Raw genomic sequence first — 20,498 nt, 5'->3', positions numbered from 1 at the left:
CTTCAGCCGGCCGGTGGCAGGCGCGGATCCGTACAGCCGTGCCGCTTCGCCGACCGCTCCGCGCATTCCCGGAACGCGGGCAGCCCGAAGGTCTCCTCGCCCTTCTCGCCCGGCAGCCACACGGTGGCCGCCCCGACCGGCACGATTCCTGTGAACAGGGCCCGCCCGGAGTGACCGGGACAGCGCGCACCGGCCCGCTGTCCGCGCGCGTTCGCGTCCAGCCGCTTGTCGCGGCCGAACGGCAGGCCCGCGCAGGTGCCGTCCGCCGAAGCCGTCGACGTGGAATCGCCGCGGACCACGGGCACCGACCGGACGGCCCCGCCCTTCGCGGCCTCGCAGCCCCGTCGCGCCGAGGCCTTGACGGCCGTCGCGGTGGCGAACCGCGCCCGGTACAGGTCACCGTCGGGCCGGCCGCCGGCAGCACCAGGGCCGGCACCCCCGCCGTCCACGCCGTCCACGCCGTCCACCGGACCCATGCCGTACGCGCCACGCCCGACCCCACACCAATCCCCGTTCCCCGGCCCCGCGAAGGGCTTGTCGTGTCCCCCGCTCCATCCGCTCACCTGGCTACGGCCACGCGTCGGGGCCGCGGGACACGGTCCGGCGGACAGCGCGGGCCGCTCCTCCGGCCCGCCGTGCGCCGCCGTACGGCGGGCCGGGAGACGCGGGTCACACGCGTCCGTGTCACAGGGGGCCGGGCTGCCTCGTCTCAGGGGTGTAGCCAACGACGAACCACGGAGGAGCACACCATGGACGCGCGACTGAACTACCTGGCCGACCCGACCGCAGGCAGGACCGTCAAGCACTTCATGTCGATCGGCAAGGCGCTCAAGGACTCGCCGCTGCCGGCCGCCACCCAGGAACTGGTGGCGCTGCGCGTGAGTCAGATCAACGGCTGCGCCGTCTGCCTCGACATGCACACCAAGGAGGCCGCGGCCGCCGGCGAGACCTCGGCGCGGCTCAACCTGGTCGCGGCCTGGCGGGAGGCCACCGTCTTCACCGGCGCCGAGCGTGCCGCGCTGGAGCTGGCGGAGGAGGGCACCCGCGTCGCGGACGCGGCCGGTGGGGTCAGCGACGAAGTGTGGGCGTCGGCCGCCGAGCACTACGACGAGGCGCAGCTCACCGCCCTGGTGATCCTGGTCTCCTTCATGAACACGGTGAACCGGCTGAACATCATCACGCGGCAGCCGGCCGGCGACTACCAGGCCGGGCAGCTCCACTGAACGGCATCGGCGCTTCGAGGGAAGGAGACATGGCGTGAGCAAGGTCGAGGAGTTCGCGGAGCTGCGGCCCCTGCTGTTCTCGATCGCGTACCGGATCCTGGGCAGTGTGGGGGAGGCCGAGGACGCGGTGCAGGAGACCTGGCTGCGCTTCGACGGCTCGGCGACCCGGCCCACGTCGGCCAAGGCCTTTCTGTCGGCCGCGGTGACACGGATCTCGATCGATGTGCTGCGGTCCGCGCGGGTGCGGCGGGAGGAGTACGTCGGGCCGTGGTTTCCCGAGCCGCTGCTGAGCGATCCGTACGAGGATCCGGCGCGGGCGGTGGAGCTGGCCGACTCGGTGTCGATGGCGGCGCTGCTGCTCCTGGAGCGGCTCAGCCCGCTGGAGCGCGCGGTGTTCGTCCTGCGGGAGGTGTTCGCCTTCGGGTTCGACGAGATCGCCGTGGCGGTGGGGCGTTCCGAGGCGGCGTGCAGGCAGCTGCTGGTGCGGGCACGGCGGCACATGGAGGCCGGACGGCCCCGGTTCGCGGCGGACCGCCAGGAGCGGCGGGAGCTGGCGACGCGGTTCTTCGACGCGCTCAGGGACGGCGATGTGGGCGGGCTGCGGGAGCTGCTGGCCGCCGATGTGCGGATGGTCGGGGACGGCGGCGGGAAGGCCCCGCAGCTGGCCAAGGCCGTCGTGGGCGCGGAGAACGTGGCCCGGGTGCTGGGCACGGTCTTCCCCTGGCTGATCCGGATCGACGTGTCGTGCGAGCCGCACGAGATCAACGGCCAGCCAGGGGCGATCTTCCGCGACCGGGACGGCAAGGTGCTCCATGTCCTGGTCCTCGATGTCCTCGACGGACAGGTGCAGACCGTCCGGGCGGTGATCAATCCCGACAAGATCGGCCACCTCGGGCCGGTCGCCGACGCCTGGGCGGTCGACCGCGAGGTGAAGCGGGTCCGCCGGCAGCCGAACTGACCTCGGGGGTCCCGCTGTTCGGGACGGAGCGGCGGGCCCGCGCGCGAGCGTATCGCCGCGAGGCCGGGGACGAGTGGTCATTCCACAGACCGTGCCGCGCGGGCTCGTTGGATCGATACTGAATCCGGAGGCGTGCCGCACCGTTCTGCCAGCCGACCGAGGAGTCAGCCATGAAGATGCTCATCAATGTGCCGGAGACCGTCGTCGCGGATGCCCTGCGGGGTCTGGCCTCCGCGCATCCCAGGCTCTCCGTCGATGTGGACAACCGTGTGGTGGTACGGAGCGACGCGCCCGTGGCGGGGAAGGTCGGGCTCGTGTCCGGGGGCGGGTCCGGGCATGAGCCGCTGCACGCCGGGTTCGTCGGTCCCGGGATGCTCTCCGCCGCCTGTCCCGGTGAGGTCTTCACGTCCCCCGTGCCCGATCAGATGGTGCGGGCCGCCGCCGCGGTCGACAGCGGGGCCGGGGTGCTGTTCATCGTCAAGAACTACACCGGGGACGTCCTGAACTTCGACATGGCCGCCGAGCTGGCCGAGGACGAGGGCGTGCGGATCGCGAAGGTGCTGGTCAACGACGATGTGGCGGTGACCGACAGTCTCTTCACGGCGGGGCGGCGCGGTACGGGCGCGACCTTGTTCGTCGAGAAACTGGCGGGGGCCGCGGCCGAGGAGGGGCAGCCGCTGGAGCGGGTCGAGGCGATCGGCCGGCGGGTGAACGAGAGCGCGCGGAGTTTCGGTGTCGCCCTGACCGCCGTCAGCACGCCCGCCAAGGGCAGCCCGACCTTCGACCTGCCCGAGGGCGAGCTGGAGCTGGGGATCGGGATCCATGGCGAGCCCGGCCGTGAGCGGCGCGCGATGATGACGTCGCACGAGATCGCGGACTTCGTGGTGAACGCGGTGCTGGAGGATCTGCGTCCGTCGGGCCCGGTGATCGTTCTGGTCAACGGCATGGGCGGCACACCACTGCTGGAGCTGTACGGATTCAACGCCGAGGTGCAGCGGGTGCTGGGCGAGCGGGGTGTCGCGGTGGCCCGTACTCTCGTCGGCAACTACGTGACCTCGCTCGACATGGCAGGCTGCTCGGTGACTCTCTGCCAGGTGGACGAGGAACTGCTGCGGCTGTGGGACGCGCCGGTCGAGACCGCCGCGCTCCGCTGGGGCCGCTGAGCACCGAGGGGAACCCGGCACGGCAGGGACGGACAGCAGGGTCGGCAGGGCGCGACCCACGGGGCGAGGAGATCACGTGACCGATCAGAATCCCGGCCGGATGCTCGACACCGGCTTCTTCCGCGGCTGGCTGACCGCGGCGGCGGCCGCGGTGGAGCGTGAGGCGGACCGGCTCACCGAGCTGGACTCGGCCATCGGCGACGCCGACCACGGCAGCAATATGCAGCGCGGTTTCCGGGCGGTCGTGACCGCTCTGGAGAAGGAGGAGCCGGCCGGCCCCGGCGCCGTACTGATGCTGGCGGGACGTCTGCTCATCTCCACGGTGGGCGGCGCGTCCGGGCCGTTGTACGGGACGCTGTTGCGGCGCACGGGCAAGGCACTCGGCGACGCCACCGAGGTGACGTCCGCGCAGCTGACCGAGGCGCTGCGGACGGGGGTGGCGGCGGTGGCCCAGCTGGGCGGGGCGAAAGCCGGCGACAAGACGATGCTGGACGCGCTGGAGCCCGCGGTCGAGGCGCTCGGCACCTCGTTCGCGGCGGCGGCGGAAGCGGCGGACCGCGGGGCGCTGGCGACCGTACCGCTCCAGGCGCGCAAGGGCAGGGCGAGCTATCTGGGCGAGCGGAGCGTCGGGCACCAGGATCCGGGGGCCACGTCCTCCGCCCTGCTGATCGGCGCGCTCGCGGAAACGGCGGGGGCCGCGGAATGAGCATCGAGGCGCCGGTGGGCATCGTGCTGGTGTCGCACAGCGGACCGGTCGCCGTGGCCGTCGCCGCGCTGGCCCGGGGGCTGGCGGGCGGCGGTGCGACCGCGCCGGTGGCGGCGGCGGGCGGCACCCCCGACGGCGGGCTCGGCACCAGCTCCGAGCTGATCGCGGCCGCCGCCGCGGAGGTGGACAGGGGGGCGGGTATCGCGATCCTGGTGGATCTCGGCAGCGCCGTGCTGACCGTGAAGTCGTTGCTCGCCGAGGGGGACGAACTGCCGGAGGGCGCGCGGCTCGTGGACGCGCCTTTCCTGGAGGGCGCGGTGGCCGCGATGGTCACCGCCTCGGCCGGCGGCGACCTGGACGCGGTGGCCGCCGCGGCGGCGGAGGCGTACCAGTACCGCAAGGAATGATCCCCTGCCCACGGGAACGATCCGCCGCCGCGAGGAGCGACCGGCGGACGGTCCGGCGCGCCGGGGCGCCGCCGCCGAGGTGACACATGGCGGAGAAAGCGTGGAAAAAGGCGCATAGCCGTCGTGATCGGCGCAACACCTCACAGGAATACTGAACCCTCACGGATCGGCGGTGCCGACAGCTCCGTTGGCGTCGGCATGCCCCGTCGGCATGACCCGGAGGGACCAGCGTGGTGAACGCGGCGGACGCGGGGACCGACCCGGCCGCGCCCTGCCCATCGAGAACGGCCGCTATCTCGTCACGCTCTCCGGGCTGCGCGGCAGCGAACCGCCCTCGGACGGTGCCGCGTTCACCGAGTTCACGGCGCTGCTCCCCCATCCGGCGCTGCACGAATGGCTGTTGCGGGCCCGGCCGGAGTCGGCGGTCCACGCGTTCCGCTCGACGGCCAACGTCCGGCGGCGCTACGACCTCCAGGGCCGCCGGCCGGCCGGGTTCCTGGCCGTGGGCGACGCGCTGTGCGCCTTCAATCCGGTGCACGGGCAGGGTATGGCGGTCGCCGCGCTGGGCGCGCTCGCGCTGCGCGACGCGCTCGCCGACCCCCGCCGTACGCCGACGACCCGGCGCGTACAGCGGGCCGTGCTCGGGGCCGCGCGGCAGGCCTGGGACATCGCGGCGGGCGCGGACCGGGTGCTGCCGGGGGCGACCGGCAACGCGGCGCGGACGCGGCCGGCGGACCGTCCCGCCGCCTGGTACGTCCAACGGGTGCTGGACCGCGCCCCCGGCGATCCGGTGGTCGGAGCGGCGTTCCGCGCCGCGTGCGCGCTGACCGCGCCGGTCAGCGGGCTCTTCGCGCCGAGGGTGGCGCGCGCGGTGCTCTTCGGGCCTCCCCTGCCGGCGCCGGCGGATCCGCCGCGGCGGGCGGAGGGAGCATGAGTACGTGAGGTGTCCTCGCCGTGAGGTGCCCTCGCTACGTGGGGTGCCGCCGCCTTGCCGACGGTCCGTTCCGGGCACAGGCTCACTCCTGAGGGATCGAACGGAGTGGGGTGTGTGGCGCATGACATCGGACGAGCCGGATCTCCCGGCCGCTTCGGAGCGGGCGGAGCCTTGGACGGAGCCCGGCGAGCGGGCGCGCTGTCTGGTCACCGGTGCCACGGGATATCTCGGCGGCCGGCTGGTGCCCGAGCTGCTGGACGCCGGACATACGGTCCGCTGCCTGGCCCGGTCGCCCGGCAAGCTGCGTGATCATCCCTGGGCCGGCCGTACCGACGTGGTGCGCGGCGATGTGACCGACCCCGAGTCCGTCCGGGCGGCCATGGACGGCATCGACGTGGCGTACTACCTGGTGCACGCGCTGGGTACGGGACGGGACTTCGCGGCCACGGACCGCAGGGCCGCCCGGATCTTCGCGGAGCGGGCCAGGGCCGCGGGCGTACGGCGCATCGTCTATCTCGGCGGGCTCACCCCGGCCGGGGTCCCGGAGCGCGAACTCTCCCCGCATCTGCGCTCGCGCGCCGAGGTCGGCCGTATCCTCCTCGGCTCGGGAGTGCCGACCGTGGTACTGCGCGCCGCGGTCGTCATCGGCTCGGGGTCCGCCTCGTTCGAGATGCTGCGCTATCTCACGGAGCGGCTGCCGGTGATGGTGACGCCCAGCTGGGTGAGTACGTCCATCCAGCCGATCGCGGTCCGTGATGTGCTGCGTCTTCTCGTGGGCTGCGCCCGGCTGCCCGCCGAGGTCTGCCGGGCCTTCGACATCGGCGGGCCCGACGTGCTGACGTACCGGGACATGATGCGGCGGTACGCGGCCGTTGCCGGGCTTCCCCGGCGGCTCATCCTTCCGGTGCCCGTCCTGACACCGGGGCTGTCCAGCCACTGGATCGGTCTGGTGACGCCGGTGCCCCGTTCGATCGCCCGGCCGCTGACGGAGTCCCTGCGTCACGAGGTCGTCTGCCGTGAACGGGACCTCACGCGGTACCTCCCCGATCCGCCGGGGGGTCCCGTCCCCTTCGACCGCGCGGTGGAACTGGCCCTGCGGCGTATCCAGGACGCCGAGGTGACCACCCGCTGGTCGTCCGCGTCCGTACCGGGCGCGCCGAGCGATCCGCTGCCCACCGACCCCGACTGGGCGGGCGGCAGCCTCTACACCGACCGCCGCGAACTGACGGTGAACGCGTCGGCCGCTTCGCTGTGGCGCGTCATCGAGGGCATCGGCGGTGACAACGGCTGGTACTCGTTCCCGCTCGCCTGGGCGGTACGGGGCTGGCTCGACCGGTTCGTCGGCGGGGTCGGGCTGCGCCGGGGCAGACGCGATGCCGCACGGCTGCGGGTCGGTGACTCGCTGGACTTCTGGCGGGTGGAGGAGATCGAGCCGGGCCGGCTGCTGCGGCTGCGCGCGGAGATGCGGCTGCCGGGGCTCGCCTGGCTGGAGCTGCGCGCGGACCTGGACGACCGGGACCGTACGGTTTTCCGGCAGCGGGCGGTGTTCCATCCGCAGGGGCTGCTCGGCCACGCGTACTGGTGGAGCGTCTCGCCGTTCCACGCGCTGGTGTTCGGCGGGATGGCCCGCAATATCGCGCGGGCGGCCGAGGCCCATGAAGCGGCCGGGGCGGCGGCGGAGGCCGGGACCGGAGAGCCCGCGCGGACCTGAGACCGTCAGGGGGCGCGGCGGCTTTCCGTCAGGAGGCGCGGTCGCTTTCCGTCACAGGGCGTGGGCGCTCTGCGTCAGAGGGGCGTGGCCGCCTTCAGTACGAGGAAGAGCGTGATGGTCGCGTTCGCCGAGGAGAAGGCGGAGCCGAGCGTTCCGGCTGCCGCCGCCCAGACCGCCAGCCCCACCGCGGTGAACATCGGTGGCCAGCGGACCGCCGAGGGCTCGGGCCCCAGCAGCGCGGCCACCCTGCGCGGCACCGGCCCTGGGCCCGGTCCCGACGCCGCGAAACCGGCCAGAGTCGGCGTCGGGGTGCCCCGGGAGACCAGCGCGGCCTTGCCGATGGCGCGGGCCACGACCGTGCGCTCGCCGGTGGCCAGGGCCGCCTCCTCGTCCGCCCAGCGTTCGGTGGTGTACGCCACCGCCGCCCTGAGCGGCCGCAGCAGTGGATTGGCCCGCGCGGCGAGCCGTACCGCCAGCAGGAACCGGTGGTGCCGGCCATGGAGATGCGCGTGCTCATGCGCGATCAGGGCGGTACGTTCCTGGTCGTCCAGGCACGCGAGCATGGCGGTGGAGACCACGATCCGTCCCGGCGCGGCGGCGCCGGAGCCGACGGCGGGCCCGGTGGCGGCCCGGGGGCCGGGCAGCGCGTAGGCGTACGGCGCGTCGTCGGTCAGTACGGCGAGTTCGCCGTCGGGCAGTCCGGCCAGCGCGTGCTGCGCGCGGCGGCGCACCCGGTGATGGCGCCAGGCGGCGGCCGCGCAGCCGACGGCGACCCCGGCCAGGGCGACGATGGCCGCCTTGCCCGCTATCTCGTCGTACGGGACCGCCTCCCTGACCTCAGGGTCCGACCAGCCGTCGGGCAGGGGGTTGCCCGGCAGCTGCGCCGTACCGACCACCACCAGCAGCCCCAGACAGACGGTGCTGCACAGCGCCAGGACGCCGGCCAGCGCCGACAGCAGCCGGGTGGCGACACGGGGATGGAGATGGACCTCGGCCAGGCGCGCGATCGGCAGTGCGGTCAGCGGCAGGACGAGCGGCAGAAAGACGAACAGCCCCATTCCGTCAGGCCCCCGCCCCGTTCCCGGACGCGTCGCCGGAGCCGCCCCCGGAACCGGCATCGGGTCCGGATCCGGGCGCACGGCCGTCGCCGGAAGCGCGGCTGTCGCCGGACGTAAGGCCGTCGCCGGACGTACGGCCGGATTCGGGCGCAGGGCCTGGTGCGGCCGCGCGGCCAGATCCAGGTGCGTGGCCGTCCTCCGGTTCCGGGCCGTCCTCGGGGAGGACGAGCAGGTCGCGCAGCAGCCGTTCGTCGTCCGGGGAGAGCGCGGTGACGAAGCGCGCCAGCACGGCCTCGCGGTCCGCTTCCCCGTCCAGCACCTTGCGCATCCGGAGGGCGGCGAGTCCCGCCTCGTCCGAGGCCGCGCGCCATTCGAAGGAGCGGCCCGCGCGCTCCCGCGTCACCGCCCGCTTCGCCTGGAGCCGGGTCAGGATGGTCATCACCGTCGTGTACGCGAGTTGCCCGCCGATCCGGTCCTGCACCCAGGCGGCCGTGACGGGCCCCGGCGCCTGCCGCAGCGCGGCGAGTACCTGGGCCTCCAGCTCGCCCTGGCCGCGTCGGCGGGGACGCTCGTCCGGACTGCCGTGCACCCTCACGATGTCTCCCTCCTGCCGCGCCGTCACAGCACGGGGGCAGGTCGTACATGCTACTGAGCCGGGAGCGCCCCGCGCTCACGCGAGGGCACTCCCGGAATCTTCTACAGTCCTGTAGATTTCAGCTCGGGCCACCGGTCCGCGCTCGCCGGCGTCGCGGCGGGATTCCGCCGTGGGGGTCCGCCGGCAGGCCGGACACCCGGCACCGGCGGCGCAGGGGGCACAGGGCGCAGGGCGCGCGCCCTGTGCCCCGTACTCGTCGCAGCTGGATTTCGCCGCCCGTGCCCGTCTTCGCCGTTCCGCCGACGGACCGGCGAGGCTCAGGGGTGGCTGGGCGCCGTGTCGTTCGCCTCCGTCGCGGGCGGCTCCGCCACGGGCGAGGCGGACGCCTGCGAGGGCGCCGGGGCGGCGGGAGCGGCGGCGGGCGGCACGGGCGCGGCGGGGGCCGGCTTACGCGTGAGGCGCCGGGCCAGAGGCTCCGTCCAACGGGCCGCCAGCGGGCCGAGGATCACCAGGATGAGTACGTACGCGGTGGCCAGCGGCCCGATCCGGGGCTCCACCCCGACCGCCAGTCCGGCGATGACGATGGAGAACTCTCCGCGCGCCACGAGCGTGCCGCCGGTGCGCCAGCGGCCGGCGGTGCGCACTCCGGCCCGTTTGGCCGCGTACCAGCCGGTGCCGATCTTCGTCAGGGTGGTGACGGTCGCCAGGATCAGCGCCGGTACGAGGACCGGCGGAATGGCGGCCGGGTCGGTGTTCAGGCCGAAGAAGACGAAGAAGACGGCGGCGAACAGATCGCGCAGCGGGGCGAGCAGGTTGTGCGCGCCCTCGGCGACCTCGCCGGAGAGCGCGATACCGACGAGGAACGCGCCGACGGCGGCGGAGACTTGGAGCTCCTGCGCGACTCCGGCGACCAGGACCGTGAGCCCGAGGACGACCAGGAGCAGCATCTCCGGGTTGTCGGAGGAGACCGCACGGCTGATCAGCCGGCCGTGCCGCAGGGCCAGATAGAGGACGGCGCCGACCGTGCCGAGCGAGATCAGCAGCGTGAGACTCCCGCCCGCGAGGCTGAGTCCGGCGAGCAGCGCCGTGAGAAGCGGCAGATAGACGGCCATGGCGAGGTCTTCGATGACCAGGACACCCAGGATCACGGGGGTTTCGCGGTTGCCGAGCCGGCCGAGGTCGCCGAGGACCTTCGCGATCACGCCGGACGAGGAGATCCAGGTGACACCGGCCAGGGCCACCGCCGCGACGGGACCCCAGCCCAGGATCAGCGCGGCGGCGGCGCCCGGCACGGCGTTCAGGACGAAGTCGACGATGCCGGAGGGGTATTGGGTCTTGAGGTTGGAGACGAGTTCCGAGGCGCTGTACTCCAGCCCCAGCAGGAGCAGCAGCAGGATGACGCCGATCTCCGCGCCGGTGGCGACGAACTCCTCGCTGGCGTTGAGCGGAAGCAGCCCGCCCTGGCCGAAGGCGAGCCCGGCGAGCAGATAGAGCGGAATGGCGGAGAAGCCCACCCGGCCCGCGAGCCGGCCGAGTATCCCGAGGCCCAGGATGATGGCCCCGAGTTCGATGAGCAGAGCGGTGGTGTCGTGCACGGGCGCTTATCCTCCGGTGATCAGTTCGGCGACGGCGTCCACGCCTTCCCGGGTGCCGACGACGACGAGCGTGTCCCCCAGGGCGAAGCGGAAGTCCGGGGTGGGTGAGGGGAAGGCGTCGGTGCGGCGCAGGACGGCGACGATCGAGGCGCCCGTGCGGGTCCGCACCTGGGTGGCGCCGAGAGTCCGGCCCACGTACGGGGACCGCTTGGTGAGCTGGATGTGCTCGGTGAGCAGATCGATTTCGAGGTGCTGGTGCAGATGCGCGACGGGATCGGGCGTCAGGAGTTTGGAGAGCGCGGTCGCCTCGTGCGGGGCGAGCGTCGCGGCGTCCCGGCAGTTGTCGTCGTCCTCGGGATCGTGGAAGGCGAGGATGCGCCGGCCGTCCTGGTGCACGACGACCGACAGATGCTTGCCCCCTTCGGTGCTGAGGTCGTAGCGAGTGCCGACCCCGGGCAGGGAGGTTTTGCTGACGTGAGCTGTGGGCTCCATGAGAACGCTCCATACGGGCGTGACGTGAGGGTGTGCGGGCACGGCGGCCCCGTGGACGGGCCCACCTGGCGGCCGGGCGTGACGGCGTGTCGCCCACCACCGGACAGGGATTCCGCGTCATGCATCACGCGCCGTGCGTCATGCGCCGTGCGGAAGCACCGTCACGGGAGGCGACGGTGCGGGAAACTCGGGTAAGGGCACCGGCGACGGGACCGACGCGGCGTCAGTCGATCCGGCGCGGCGAACGGGCAGGGGAGCGCGCATATGGAAACCGCCCCCTCAAGCCCCGCGTGACCGACCGTCCGCCCAGAATCACCGCCATGGGCACACCAACACTCAAGGAAGCGTCGGTCACCCGCTTGCCATTTTAACGTAAAATAAAATGTACCGATTGACCCTTACGGGAAGGAAAGGGCGGTCTGCCCCGTAAAGGGGTTATTCCGAGGTGCGGGCGATGCCCTGCCGGACGCGGCCCCGGTCGGGGTCGAAAAGATGGGCGGCCGCTCCGGCCAGCACCAGTCCGCCGGCGATGAGAAGCCCGTGGCCGACGACGACACCCAGGACGAATCCGCCCAGTGCGACGGCCACCAGCAGCCAGGCGACGCCGTGCCGGTACTCACGCGGACGGCAGGGGGAGCCGGTCTCCAGAGCGCGCGCGAAGCGGGGGTCGTCCTGACGCAGCCGTGTGGCGAGATCGCCGAGTCGCCGGTCTTCTTCGAAGGCTGCCACGAGTTCCCTTCCCGTCGGGTCCCTCACACGATCACCCGCCCTGGCACCGGGGCGCCATCGGAGCCGACACCCATATCCGGGGGTGGCCGACATGTAGACGCGCGGGCGTACGCCCCCATGGAGGACGCCCGCCCGGGGCGGCCGGCGGACCGCGCTCTCCGGGCGGGCGATAGTGGAGGGCGTCTACTGCGAGGAGGCCGTGCTCCGTGTCCCTGTTCTGGCGGATCTTTCTGCTCAACGCCGCGGTCCTGTTCGCGGCCACCGCCCTGCTCCTGCTCGGCCCCGTCACCGTTTCCGCTCCCGTACTGCTCACGGAAGCGCTGATCATGGCCCTGGGGCTGGTGGCCATGCTCGTCGCCAACGCCGCGCTGCTGCGGATCGGGCTCGCTCCGCTGCAACGGCTCACCCGGGCCATGACCACGACCGATCTGCTGCGCCCCGGACGCAGGCCCGCGGTCTCGGGGCATGGCGAGATCGCCGGGCTGATCAGGACGTTCAACACCATGCTCGACCGGCTGGAGGCCGAACGCGCCGCCAGCAGCGGACTCGCGCTCTCCGCCCAGGAGGCCGAACGCCGAAGGATCGCGCGGGAGTTGCACGACGAGATCGGCCAGACCCTCACGGCGGTGCTGCTTGAGTTGAAGCGCGTCGCCGACCGGGCGCCCGCACCGCTGCGCGACGAGCTGCGCCATGTGCAGGAGACGACCCGGGGCAGTCTGGACGAGATCCGCCGGATAGCCCGTCGGCTCCGCCCCGGCGTCCTGGAGGAGCTGGGTCTCATCAGCGCGCTGAAGGCACTGACCAGCGAGATCACCGCGCACTCCGGCCTCTCCGTACGGAGCGGCTTCGACAGCGCGCTGCCCCGGCTGGGCGAGGACGTCGAGCTGGTGCTCTACCGGGTCGCGCAGGAGGGCCTCACCAATGTCGTGCGCCACGCCGACGCGCGCCACGTGGCTCTCACGCTCCGGCGCACCACCGGGATGGTGGAGCTGCGTCTCAGCGACGACGGACGCGGGATCGGCGGGGCGACCGAGGGCGCGGGCATCCGCGGGATGCGCGAACGGGCCCTGCTCATCGGCGCCGAGCTGTCGGTGGGGCGCGGCAGCGAGCGCGGTGGCGCCCCCGGCGGCGGAACGGACGTACGGCTGCGCGTGCCGATCGGCGAGCACGCCGGAAACAGCGGGAACGACTCCGGAAGCGGCGGCAGCGGCATCGGCGGCCGGAGTTCCGAGAGCGACGAGATCAAAGGAAGCGACTGACCATGCCCGAGGCGCCCCAGACCCGCATCCTCCTGGCGGACGATCACGCCCTGGTCCGCCGGGGCGTCCGGCTGATCCTCGACAACGAACCGGATCTGACGGTCGTCGCCGAGGCGGGCGACGGCGCGGAAGCCGTGGAGATGGCCCACGCCCACCGGCCCGACCTGGCCATTCTGGACATCGCGATGCCCCGGCTGACCGGCCTCCAGGCGGCGCGCGAACTCGCCGCGCGCCGGCCGGAGATCCGCATCCTGATGCTGACGATGTACGACAACGAGCAGTATTTCTTCGAGGCGCTGAAGTCCGGGGCGAGCGGCTACGTCCTCAAGTCCGTCGCCGACCGGGACCTGGTGGAGGCGTGCTGGGCCGCGATGCGCGACGAGCCGTTCCTCTACCCCGGGGCCGTGACCGCGCTGATCCGCAACTACCTCGACCGGGTACGGCAGGGCGACGGCATCCCCGACAGCGCGATCACGCCCCGCGAGGAGGAGATCCTCAAGCTGGTGGCCGAGGGGCACACGTCCAAGGAGATCGCCGGCCTTCTGGTCATCAGCGCCAAGACCGTCGAACGCCATCGCGCCAACCTCCTCCAGAAGCTCGGGCTGCGGGACCGGCTGGAGCTCACGCGCTACGCGATCCGGGCCGGTCTGATCGAGCCGTAGGGCCCGGCCTCGAAGCCCCGCCCGGCAGGGAACGCCGGTACGGACGCCGCCACTTGTGGCCAGGGCCTGGTCGGCGGCGGGAGTCCGCGCGCCCCGTGCTGGGCAGAGAGTGGGTGGCGCCCGTGCGAACCCGCGTACGGATTCGGCGCCCAGGACACCGCACCAACACAAGCGGAACGAGGCGAGGCATGAACCCGGGCAACAGCTGGGAGTTCACTGACGACCGCGGCCATCTCACCGTGGCACGGAACCACCCGACGCGCGTGGTGGCCTACATACAGGCGGGCGCGACCCTCTGGGACCACGGTCTGCGTCCCCTGGGGATCTTCGGATCCCACCATGACGGGGACACCCCCGATCCGGCGAAGGCGGGCGAACTGCCCCTCGCCGAACTGCGCTCCTTCGGCGCGGGCAGCGCCCTCGATCTGGACGCCCTGTCCGCGGCCGAACCGGATCTCGTCGTCGCCGTCAGCTACGGCGGCGGGCAGGTGTACGGCATCGACCCGGAGGCGGCCAAGCATCTGGAGGAGCAGGTGCCCGTCGTCGTCCTCGACGTGGGGAAGGACCGCTCGCTCGACGGGATCAGGGACCGGTTCACCGCGCTGGCCCGCTCGCTGCGGACACCGCTCCGGCCCGCGGCGGCCGATCTGGAGCGTGCGGAGGCCCGGCTGCGTACCGCGGCGGCGCGCCCCGGCGCGCCCCGGGTGCTGGCCCTCTCGGCGGCGGGACCGGAAACGGCGTATCTGGCCCGGCCGCTGACCTGGCCCGATCTGCGGGCCGTCAGCGAGCTGGGAGTGGCGCTGATCGAGCCCGCGGAGGGCGGCGGGGCCAACTGGCGTACGGCCGAGTGGGCCGAGGCGGCCGCGCTGGAGGCGGACATCGTGCTCGCCGACGTACGGGCGAACGCGGCGCCGCGCGACGGGCTCCGGGGCAACGCGCACTGGCGTGCCCTTGAGGAGCGGGCGCGGATCGTGCCGTGGAACCCGGAAGCGCCGGCCAGCCACCGCGCGCACGCCCGGTTCCTCCACACGGTCGCCGACGCCGTGGACGCGGCCGGCGCTTAGGCCGTCGTCTGCGCGGGCGCGGGCGTGGGCGTGCGCGCGGGCGTGCGCGCAGACCGTCGTCATCGCAGGCCGTCGTCATCGCAGACCGTCGTCATCGCAGGCGGGAGCGGGCGCGTGGGCGCAGGCGCCCAGGCGTCCCCGCCGACCAGGTCCGGGGACGCCGCCCCCGGACCCGTCCGCCGGCATCCGCTCCGCGTCGCGGGGCGCCGGCATCCGCTTCCCGGGAGCCGCGCTCCCCGCCCGGTCGCGCTCAGCCCGGTCTGCCGTCCGGCTGGAACTCGCACCAGACCGCCTTGCCGTCCCCGCGCGGCTCGACCCCCCAGCGGGCGGCCACCGCGTCCACCAGCAGCAGCCCTCTTCCCGAGGTGGCCGCCTCGCCGGGCTCGCGGCGGCGGGGCCAGACGCTGGAGCGGTCCTTGACCCACAGGCGTACCCTGCGCACCGGCTCCGGCAGGACCTCCAGGGTGAGTACGGCGCCACCCTCGGTGTGGAGCAGCACATTCACGAGCAGCTCGCCCGCGGCCAGCTCCACATCGTCGATGAGCGCGGCCAGCCCCCAGTCGGCCAGCGCCTGGCGCAGCACGGCACGGCTCTCGACCAGGCCCTCCGGGTCCGCCTGGTGGACGTACAGATGGATACGGGGCGCCTGGTCGGTTCCGGGATCGGGGCGGCGGCGCAGCACGAGCAGCGCGATGTCGTCGCCCGTCCCCCAGCGCTCCCACAGCCGCTCCGAGAGATGGTCGGCCAGCTCGCCCGCCTGCCCGGGACCGGTCCTCACCATCTCGGCGAGGGCGTCCATCCCAACGGAGATGTCGCTGCCGGGCTCCTCGACCAGCCCGTCGGTGCACAGCACCAGGGTCTCGCCGGGTACGAGGTCGAGCCGGGTCTCCGGGAACTCCTCCTGTCCGAAGGCCGTGGCGTACCCCAGCGGCAGTCCGCCGCGCAGATGGGGCCAGCCGATTCGGCCGTCGTTGTGCCGGACGAGGGGGCCGAGATGGCCGGCCCGTACGGCGCGCATTCCGCCGGTGACCAGGTCCACCTGGGCGTATACGCAGGTCGCGAAGCGCTCCGTGTCGAGTTCGGAGAGAAAGCGCGAGGCGCGTGCCAGGACGGTCGCGGGCGCGTGCCCCTCCCCCGCGAAGGCGCGCAGGGCGATACGCAGCTGGCCCATGATGGCGGCGGCGTGCGTGTCGTGCCCCTGGACGTCACCGATCACGATGCCGACCTGGCCCTCGGGCAGTGTGATCACGTCGTACCAGTCGCCGCCCACCTCTCTGCCGCTCCAGGCCGCGTGATAGCGGACCGCGATCTCGGCGCCGGGGAACTCCGGGATGTCGCGCGGCAGCATGGACGCCTGGAGGCCGGTCGCGAACTCGCGCTCCTGGTCGAAGAGGACGGCGCGCTGGAGCGACTGGGCCACGATGCCCGCCAGGCCCATGAGTGTGGTGCGGTCCTCGGCCGAGAAGTTCGTGCGGTGCCGGTAGAAGAGCGCCAGACAGCCGATGGAGCGGGACTGGGCGACCAGCGGCAGAAAGGCCGCCGCGTTGGCCCCGAGCCCCCGGACGTACGGCCGGAGCCGGGGGAAGCGGTCGATCACCAGATCACGCAGGGAGCTGACGAACCTCGGCCGCTGGTTCAGGACCGCCTCGGCGAGCGGCAGGGACCCGTCGAGGCGGTGGAGCCGCAGGTCGTCGAGCACGTCGATGGACTCGCCCGCCAGCGCGATGAGCTTCAGGGCGCCGCCCTCCACCACTCCGAGCGCGAGTCCGTCGGCACCGAACTGCTCAAGACCGCCCGCGCCCGTCAGCGCGGCGGCGACATCGTCCACGGTGATCGCCCGGGAGAGGACGTCCGAGACGCTGTGGACCGCGCCTGTCATGCCCGCGCTGCCCGTACCGCCGGTATCGCCCGTTTCCGCCGGGTTGACCACGGTGAACTCGGAGAGGTCCGCCGTGGCGTTCCGCACGATGCCGATGATGCGGTACGGATGGCCCTGTTCGTCCCGCAGGATGCGGCCTCGCGTATGGGTCCACTGCCGCATTCCGGTGCGGCGCGTCAGCTGGAAGTACGAGCCGTACGAGGACCGGCCGCTGCGGATCGCCGCGTCCACCACGGCCTGGAGGCGCAGGCCCTCCTCCCGGGGTACGCGTGAGGCCAGGGTCCCGGCCACACCGTCGTACTCGTCGGGGCGCATGTCGAACACAGCGAGGCCCGCCGCATCGAGCTCGAAGGCCCCGCTGTCGAGGTCCCAGTCGAAGCTGCCCATGCGGTTCAGTGCGAGTCTCTCGTCCGCACCGATCACCGGCCGGTCCCGGTCCCGATCGCGTCCTGCCATGCGCCCGCTCCGGAGGTGGGCTGGGGAGCCCGGTCAGCCGGCCGGGGCTCCTCACTGAGTTTTCGTGGCGTTCGAACGCATGTAGCGTAACTTTCCCGGCAAAACGTCGCATTATGGGTCAAATCAGGACTACTGTCCGCCCCCCCCTCGACCGGGCCCCGCGGTGGGCCACCGGGCCGAAGAATCCGCCGGCCTTCCGGTCCGCTCCGCCCCATGCCTGGACAGAGCGACAGCCGCGTGCTGTGATGCCAACTCCCCCTGTTTTCAACGTTGTACAGCTCGGCACTGACATGGATGGGAGTCCCTGATCATGCTCGACCGACGACGTTTTCTGCACACCGGCGCCCTCGCGATCGGCAGCGGGGCCCTCCTCGGCCCCTTCGCACCCTCGGCCTCCGCCTCAGCCCCGGCCCCGGCCGCCGCCCCCGCCTCGTCCACAGCCCCTGCACGCGGCGGCTGGTACACGCCGAACGCCGCGCCGCTGGCCCCCACCGCCTTCCAGAAACTCCCTCTCGGCAGCGTCACGGCCCGCGGCTGGCTCTCGGGGCAGCTGCGCCTCCTCCTCGACGGCCTCTTCGGCCGCTACGCCGAGATCTCCCACTTTCTGCGGTTCGACGAGTCCGGCTGGGCGCACCCGGAGAAGGACGGCTGGGAGGAGGTCACCTACTGGCTGCGCGGATACGTCGGCCTCGCCGCGCTCACCGGCGACCGGGACGCCCTCGCCACGAGCCGCCGCTGGATCGACGCGATCCTCGCCACGCGGCAGCCGGACGGTTTCTTCGGCCCCACCCGGCTGCGTACGGCTCTCAACGGCGGCCCCGACTTCTGGCCCTACCTCCCGCTGCTCCAGGCACTGCGTTCGCACGAGGAGTCCACCGGCGACCAGCGCGTCCTGCCGTTCGTCGTGCCGTTCCTCCGCTATATGAACGCGCAGGGCCCCGGGGCCTTCAACTCCAGCTGGGTTTCCAAACGCTGGGGCGACGGTCTCGACATCGCCATGTGGGTCTACAACCGCACCCGCGAGCCCTTCCTTCTCGACCTGGCCGACACCATGCACACGCACGGCGCGAACTGGGTCGACAACTTCCCCGATCTGCACAATGTCAATATCGCGCAGGGTTTCCGCGAGCCCGCGCAGTACGCCCTGCGTTCGGGGTCCGCCGACCTCACCCGGTCCACCTACCGCAACTACGCCGCCATCATGGGCACTTACGGCCAGTTCCCCGGTGGCGGATTCGCGGGGGACGAGAACGCCCGGCCCGGCTTCGGCGACCCCCGGCAGGGCTTCGAGACCTGCGGAATCGTCGAGTTCATGGCCAGCCATGAACTGCTCACCCGTATCACCGGCGACCCGGTGTGGGCCGACCGCTGCGAGGAGCTGGCCTTCAACCTGCTGCCGGCCGCCACGGACCCATGGGGCCGGGGCGTGCACTACATCACCTCCGCCAACAGCGTCGGTCTCGACAACTCCCGCAAGACCCAGGGGCAGTTCCAGAACGGCTTCGCGATGCAGTCGTTCCAGCCGGGCGTCGACCAGTACCGCTGCTGCCCCCACAACTACGGCATGGGCTGGACCTACTTCACCGAGGAGTTGTGGCTCGCGACCCCCGACCGGGGGCTGGCCGCCGCGATGTACGCCGCGAGCCGCGTCCGCGCGAAGGTCGCCGACGGGACGGAGATCACCGTCACCGAGGACACCGACTATCCCTTCAAGGAGACGGTCACACTCACCGTCTCCACCCCGCGCCGCCTCCGCTTCCCGCTGTATCTGCGGATTCCCGGCTGGTGCGCACAGCCCGAACTCTCCGTCAACGGGCGGCGCACAGCCGCCACGGCGGGCCCCTCCTTCGTCAAGGTCGACCGCGCGTGGAGCGACGGGGACCGGGTGACGCTGCGGCTGCCGCAGCGCACCACCGTACGCCGCTGGGACGACAACCACGGCGCCGTCAGTGTCGACCACGGCCCGCTGACCTATTCCCTGCGGATCGGCGAGCGATACGAGCGCTACGCCGGGACGGACGACTTCCCGGAGGTCGCCGTGCACGCGAGCGGACCGTGGAACTACGGCCTCGCCACCGACCGGCCCGGTGATCCGCCGGCGGATCTGCGGTTCACCGCCGACAGCGGCCCGCTGCCGGCCGATCCCTTCACCCAGGAGGGCACCCCGGTCCGGATCACCGCCCCCGCCCGCCGGATCACCGAGTGGGTCGCGGACGACGAGCGGGTCATCGCTCCCCTCCAGGACGGACCGGCCCGCAGCACGTCGGCCGTGGAGCGGGTCACGCTGATCCCGATGGGCGCGGCCAGGCTCCGTGTCACCGCCTTCCCGACCGCACACCCCGAAGGCCGGCCCTGGATACCCGAACCCGCCTTCCACCGTGTCCAGAACAAGCACAGCGGGAAGGTCCTGGCCGTGGACAGGATGTCGCTGACTGACAGCGCCCGGGTGGTGCAGTTCGACAACTCCGGTACGGCGGACCACGCCTGGCAGCTGACCGACGCCGGCGGCGGCTGGTCCCTGATCCGGAACGGGAACAGCGGCAAGGTGCTCGGCGTCGACGGAATGTCCACCGCCAACAGCGCGCCGGTGGTGCAGTTCGCGGACAACGGGACCGACGACCACCTCTGGCAGCTGCTGGACAACGGCGACGGCTGGTACCGCATCCGCAACAAGCACAGCGGGAAGGTGCTGGGCGTCGACGGGATGTCGACCGCCAACAGCGCCCAGGTGGTCCAGTTCGACGACAACGGCACGGACGACCATCTGTGGAAGCTGCTCTGACAGGACCTCACCACGGCCGCCCGCGCCGGGATCGCGCACAACTCTTGACGAGCAGGAGGCGCGGGAGAAGCATCTCGGGTACTCAGAGAGCGCTCTCCAGGCTCTCTCCCACCACACCTCCCGCAGTGCCGATGACTCAGGAGACCTGCCCATGCACGCTCCTCCGCTCGCTTCACCGGTGTTCCGCAGACCCTCGCCCGCACGCCGGCGCCCCGCAGCCCGGCGCCCGGCGAGCAGGCGAGGGCTGGCCGCCTCCCTCGCGGCCACCCTGATCGCCTCCCTGCTCCTCCTCATCCCCGGCACCTCCGCCCAGGCCGCGCCGACCCTGCTCTCCCAGGGCAAGCCCGTGACCGCCTCCAGCCAGGAGAACGGCGGCACCCCCGCCACCGGGGCCGTCGACGGCGACAACGGGACCCGCTGGTCGAGCGCCGCGTCCGATCCGCAGTGGATCCAGGTCGACCTGGGCGCCACCGCCGCCGTCAGTCAGATCGTGCTGCGCTGGGAGACCGCGTACGCCACCGCGTACCGGATCGAGTTCTCGGCCAACGGCACGAACTGGACCACCGCGTACTCCACCACCACCGGGCCCGGCGGCACGGAAACGCTCAATGTCTCGGGCAACGCCCGCTACGTGCGGGTGTACGGCACCGCGCGCGCCACCCAATGGGGCTATTCGCTCTGGGAGTTCCAGGTCTTCGGCGGCACCTCCGGCGGCGGGGGCCCGCTCCCGGGCGGTGGTGATCTGGGGCCGAACGTGGTGGTCTTCGATCCGTCGACGCCCAACATCCAGGGCAGGCTGGACGAGATCTTCCGGCAGCAGGAATC

At 72.8% G+C, this 20,498-nt stretch carries 17 protein-coding genes and 2 pseudogenes; 12 read left to right on the top strand and 7 right to left on the bottom strand.

Annotated elements, in window-relative coordinates; translation table 11 throughout:
• Positions 1–2: 2 nt before the first annotated feature.
• Positions 3–476 carry a hypothetical protein gene (locus ACZ7LS_RS31265; protein ID WP_385132949.1) on the bottom strand — a complete coding sequence of 158 codons (474 nt, stop codon included), beginning with the start codon at positions 474–476 and terminating at the stop codon, positions 3–5.
• 273 nt (positions 477–749) lie between these two features.
• Between ACZ7LS_RS31265 and ACZ7LS_RS31260 the strand changes: the two genes are divergently transcribed.
• From ACZ7LS_RS31260 to ACZ7LS_RS31230, 7 genes and pseudogenes are all read left to right on the top strand, one after another.
• Positions 750–1,223, top strand: coding sequence for a carboxymuconolactone decarboxylase family protein (locus tag ACZ7LS_RS31260; protein WP_382668597.1), 474 nt, complete (start codon positions 750–752; stop codon positions 1,221–1,223).
• A 34-nt stretch (positions 1,224–1,257) separates the two neighbouring features.
• Complete coding sequence (locus tag ACZ7LS_RS31255; protein ID WP_382524543.1) at positions 1,258–2,181, top strand: RNA polymerase sigma-70 factor; 924 nt, start codon at positions 1,258–1,260, stop codon at positions 2,179–2,181.
• Positions 2,182–2,351: 170 nt separating this feature from the next.
• On the top strand, positions 2,352–3,344 hold the full coding sequence (gene dhaK / locus ACZ7LS_RS31250) for a dihydroxyacetone kinase subunit DhaK (protein ID WP_382524541.1): 993 nt from the start codon (positions 2,352–2,354) through the stop codon (positions 3,342–3,344).
• 100 nt (positions 3,345–3,444) lie between these two features.
• Entirely contained in the window at positions 3,445–4,050 is a 606-nt protein-coding gene (dhaL, locus tag ACZ7LS_RS31245; protein ID WP_382668859.1) for a dihydroxyacetone kinase subunit DhaL, read from the top strand.
• Positions 4,047–4,457, top strand: a complete 411-nt coding sequence (locus ACZ7LS_RS31240; protein ID WP_382524539.1) for a PTS-dependent dihydroxyacetone kinase phosphotransferase subunit DhaM — start codon at positions 4,047–4,049, stop codon at positions 4,455–4,457. Before dhaL ends, ACZ7LS_RS31240 begins: the two co-directional genes overlap by 4 nt.
• A gap of 262 nt (positions 4,458–4,719) precedes the next feature.
• Positions 4,720–5,391: pseudogene (locus ACZ7LS_RS31235) on the top strand (monooxygenase); the annotation flags it as partial.
• A gap of 121 nt (positions 5,392–5,512) precedes the next feature.
• Positions 5,513–7,102 carry an SDR family oxidoreductase gene (locus ACZ7LS_RS31230; RefSeq protein ID WP_382524537.1) on the top strand — a complete coding sequence of 530 codons (1,590 nt, stop codon included), beginning with the start codon at positions 5,513–5,515 and terminating at the stop codon, positions 7,100–7,102.
• A 74-nt stretch (positions 7,103–7,176) separates the two neighbouring features.
• On the opposite strand, the gene ACZ7LS_RS31225 is transcribed toward ACZ7LS_RS31230, so the two are convergent.
• The 5 genes and pseudogenes from ACZ7LS_RS31225 to ACZ7LS_RS31205 form a co-directional block, all read right to left on the bottom strand.
• Positions 7,177–8,160, bottom strand: a complete 984-nt coding sequence (locus tag ACZ7LS_RS31225; protein ID WP_382524536.1) for a M56 family metallopeptidase — start codon at positions 8,158–8,160, stop codon at positions 7,177–7,179.
• A gap of 196 nt (positions 8,161–8,356) precedes the next feature.
• Positions 8,357–8,758: pseudogene (locus ACZ7LS_RS31220) on the bottom strand (BlaI/MecI/CopY family transcriptional regulator); the annotation flags it as partial.
• Positions 8,759–9,072: 314 nt separating this feature from the next.
• Positions 9,073–10,350 (bottom strand): cation:proton antiporter, encoded by a 1,278-nt coding sequence (locus tag ACZ7LS_RS31215; RefSeq protein WP_382524534.1) that lies wholly within the window; start codon positions 10,348–10,350, stop codon positions 9,073–9,075.
• A 6-nt stretch (positions 10,351–10,356) separates the two neighbouring features.
• Positions 10,357–10,842 carry a cation:proton antiporter regulatory subunit gene (locus ACZ7LS_RS31210; RefSeq protein ID WP_382524532.1) on the bottom strand — a complete coding sequence of 162 codons (486 nt, stop codon included), beginning with the start codon at positions 10,840–10,842 and terminating at the stop codon, positions 10,357–10,359.
• 435 nt (positions 10,843–11,277) lie between these two features.
• Positions 11,278–11,571, bottom strand: coding sequence for a DUF3040 domain-containing protein (locus ACZ7LS_RS31205; protein WP_382524530.1), 294 nt, complete (start codon positions 11,569–11,571; stop codon positions 11,278–11,280).
• Positions 11,572–11,777: 206 nt separating this feature from the next.
• On the opposite strand from ACZ7LS_RS31205, the gene ACZ7LS_RS31200 reads away from it, so the two are divergent.
• The 3 genes from ACZ7LS_RS31200 to ACZ7LS_RS31190 all read left to right on the top strand — a co-directional run bounded on the left by ACZ7LS_RS31200 (position 11,778) and on the right by ACZ7LS_RS31190 (position 14,556).
• Positions 11,778–12,830, top strand: coding sequence for a HAMP domain-containing sensor histidine kinase (locus ACZ7LS_RS31200; RefSeq protein ID WP_385132955.1), 1,053 nt, complete (start codon positions 11,778–11,780; stop codon positions 12,828–12,830).
• Positions 12,831–12,832: 2 nt separating this feature from the next.
• Positions 12,833–13,492: a response regulator gene (locus tag ACZ7LS_RS31195; RefSeq protein ID WP_385132958.1), complete on the top strand. Its 660-nt coding sequence runs from the start codon at positions 12,833–12,835 to the stop codon at positions 13,490–13,492.
• Positions 13,493–13,680: 188 nt separating this feature from the next.
• Complete coding sequence (locus ACZ7LS_RS31190; protein ID WP_382524525.1) at positions 13,681–14,556, top strand: TroA family protein; 876 nt, start codon at positions 13,681–13,683, stop codon at positions 14,554–14,556.
• Positions 14,557–14,806: 250 nt separating this feature from the next.
• Here ACZ7LS_RS31190 and ACZ7LS_RS31185 read toward each other — a convergent pair whose 3' ends face one another.
• The gene (locus ACZ7LS_RS31185) at positions 14,807–16,891 is read right to left on the bottom strand and encodes a SpoIIE family protein phosphatase (protein WP_385132961.1); all 2,085 of its coding nucleotides are present in this window, start codon (positions 16,889–16,891) and stop codon (positions 14,807–14,809) included.
• Between the two features lie 310 nt (positions 16,892–17,201).
• On the opposite strand from ACZ7LS_RS31185, the gene ACZ7LS_RS31180 reads away from it, so the two are divergent.
• Positions 17,202–19,673 (top strand): RICIN domain-containing protein, encoded by a 2,472-nt coding sequence (locus ACZ7LS_RS31180; protein WP_385132964.1) that lies wholly within the window; start codon positions 17,202–17,204, stop codon positions 19,671–19,673.
• A 151-nt stretch (positions 19,674–19,824) separates the two neighbouring features.
• Positions 19,825–20,498, top strand: a 674-nt coding sequence (locus tag ACZ7LS_RS31175) for a discoidin domain-containing protein (RefSeq protein WP_382668568.1), incomplete at its 3' end; no start/stop codon positions are given.

This window comes from Streptomyces sp. NPDC039430 (assembly GCF_055639435.1).
Note: the sequence above shows the minus strand (reverse complement) of the source record. Positions and strands in the feature narration are given on the sequence as shown.

Excerpts from the sequence above, each read along its gene's own strand:
- ACZ7LS_RS31195 (WP_385132958.1), top strand. The coding sequence starts at position 12,833 with ATGCCCGAGGCGCCCCAGACCCGCATCCTCCTGGCGGACGATCACGCC.
- ACZ7LS_RS31185 (WP_385132961.1), bottom strand. The coding sequence starts at position 16,891 with ATGGCAGGACGCGATCGGGACCGGGACCGGCCGGTGATCGGTGCGGAC.
- ACZ7LS_RS31210 (WP_382524532.1), bottom strand. The coding sequence starts at position 10,842 with ATGGAGCCCACAGCTCACGTCAGCAAAACCTCCCTGCCCGGGGTCGGC.
- ACZ7LS_RS31240 (WP_382524539.1), top strand. The coding sequence starts at position 4,047 with ATGAGCATCGAGGCGCCGGTGGGCATCGTGCTGGTGTCGCACAGCGGA.
- ACZ7LS_RS31260 (WP_382668597.1), top strand. The coding sequence starts at position 750 with ATGGACGCGCGACTGAACTACCTGGCCGACCCGACCGCAGGCAGGACC.
- ACZ7LS_RS31265 (WP_385132949.1), bottom strand. The coding sequence starts at position 476 with ATGGGTCCGGTGGACGGCGTGGACGGCGTGGACGGCGGGGGTGCCGGC.
- ACZ7LS_RS31230 (WP_382524537.1), top strand. The coding sequence starts at position 5,513 with ATGACATCGGACGAGCCGGATCTCCCGGCCGCTTCGGAGCGGGCGGAG.
- ACZ7LS_RS31225 (WP_382524536.1), bottom strand. The coding sequence starts at position 8,160 with ATGGGGCTGTTCGTCTTTCTGCCGCTCGTCCTGCCGCTGACCGCACTG.
- dhaL (WP_382668859.1), top strand. The coding sequence starts at position 3,445 with ATGCTCGACACCGGCTTCTTCCGCGGCTGGCTGACCGCGGCGGCGGCC.
- ACZ7LS_RS31190 (WP_382524525.1), top strand. The coding sequence starts at position 13,681 with ATGAACCCGGGCAACAGCTGGGAGTTCACTGACGACCGCGGCCATCTC.
- dhaK (WP_382524541.1), top strand. The coding sequence starts at position 2,352 with ATGAAGATGCTCATCAATGTGCCGGAGACCGTCGTCGCGGATGCCCTG.
- ACZ7LS_RS31180 (WP_385132964.1), top strand. The coding sequence starts at position 17,202 with ATGCTCGACCGACGACGTTTTCTGCACACCGGCGCCCTCGCGATCGGC.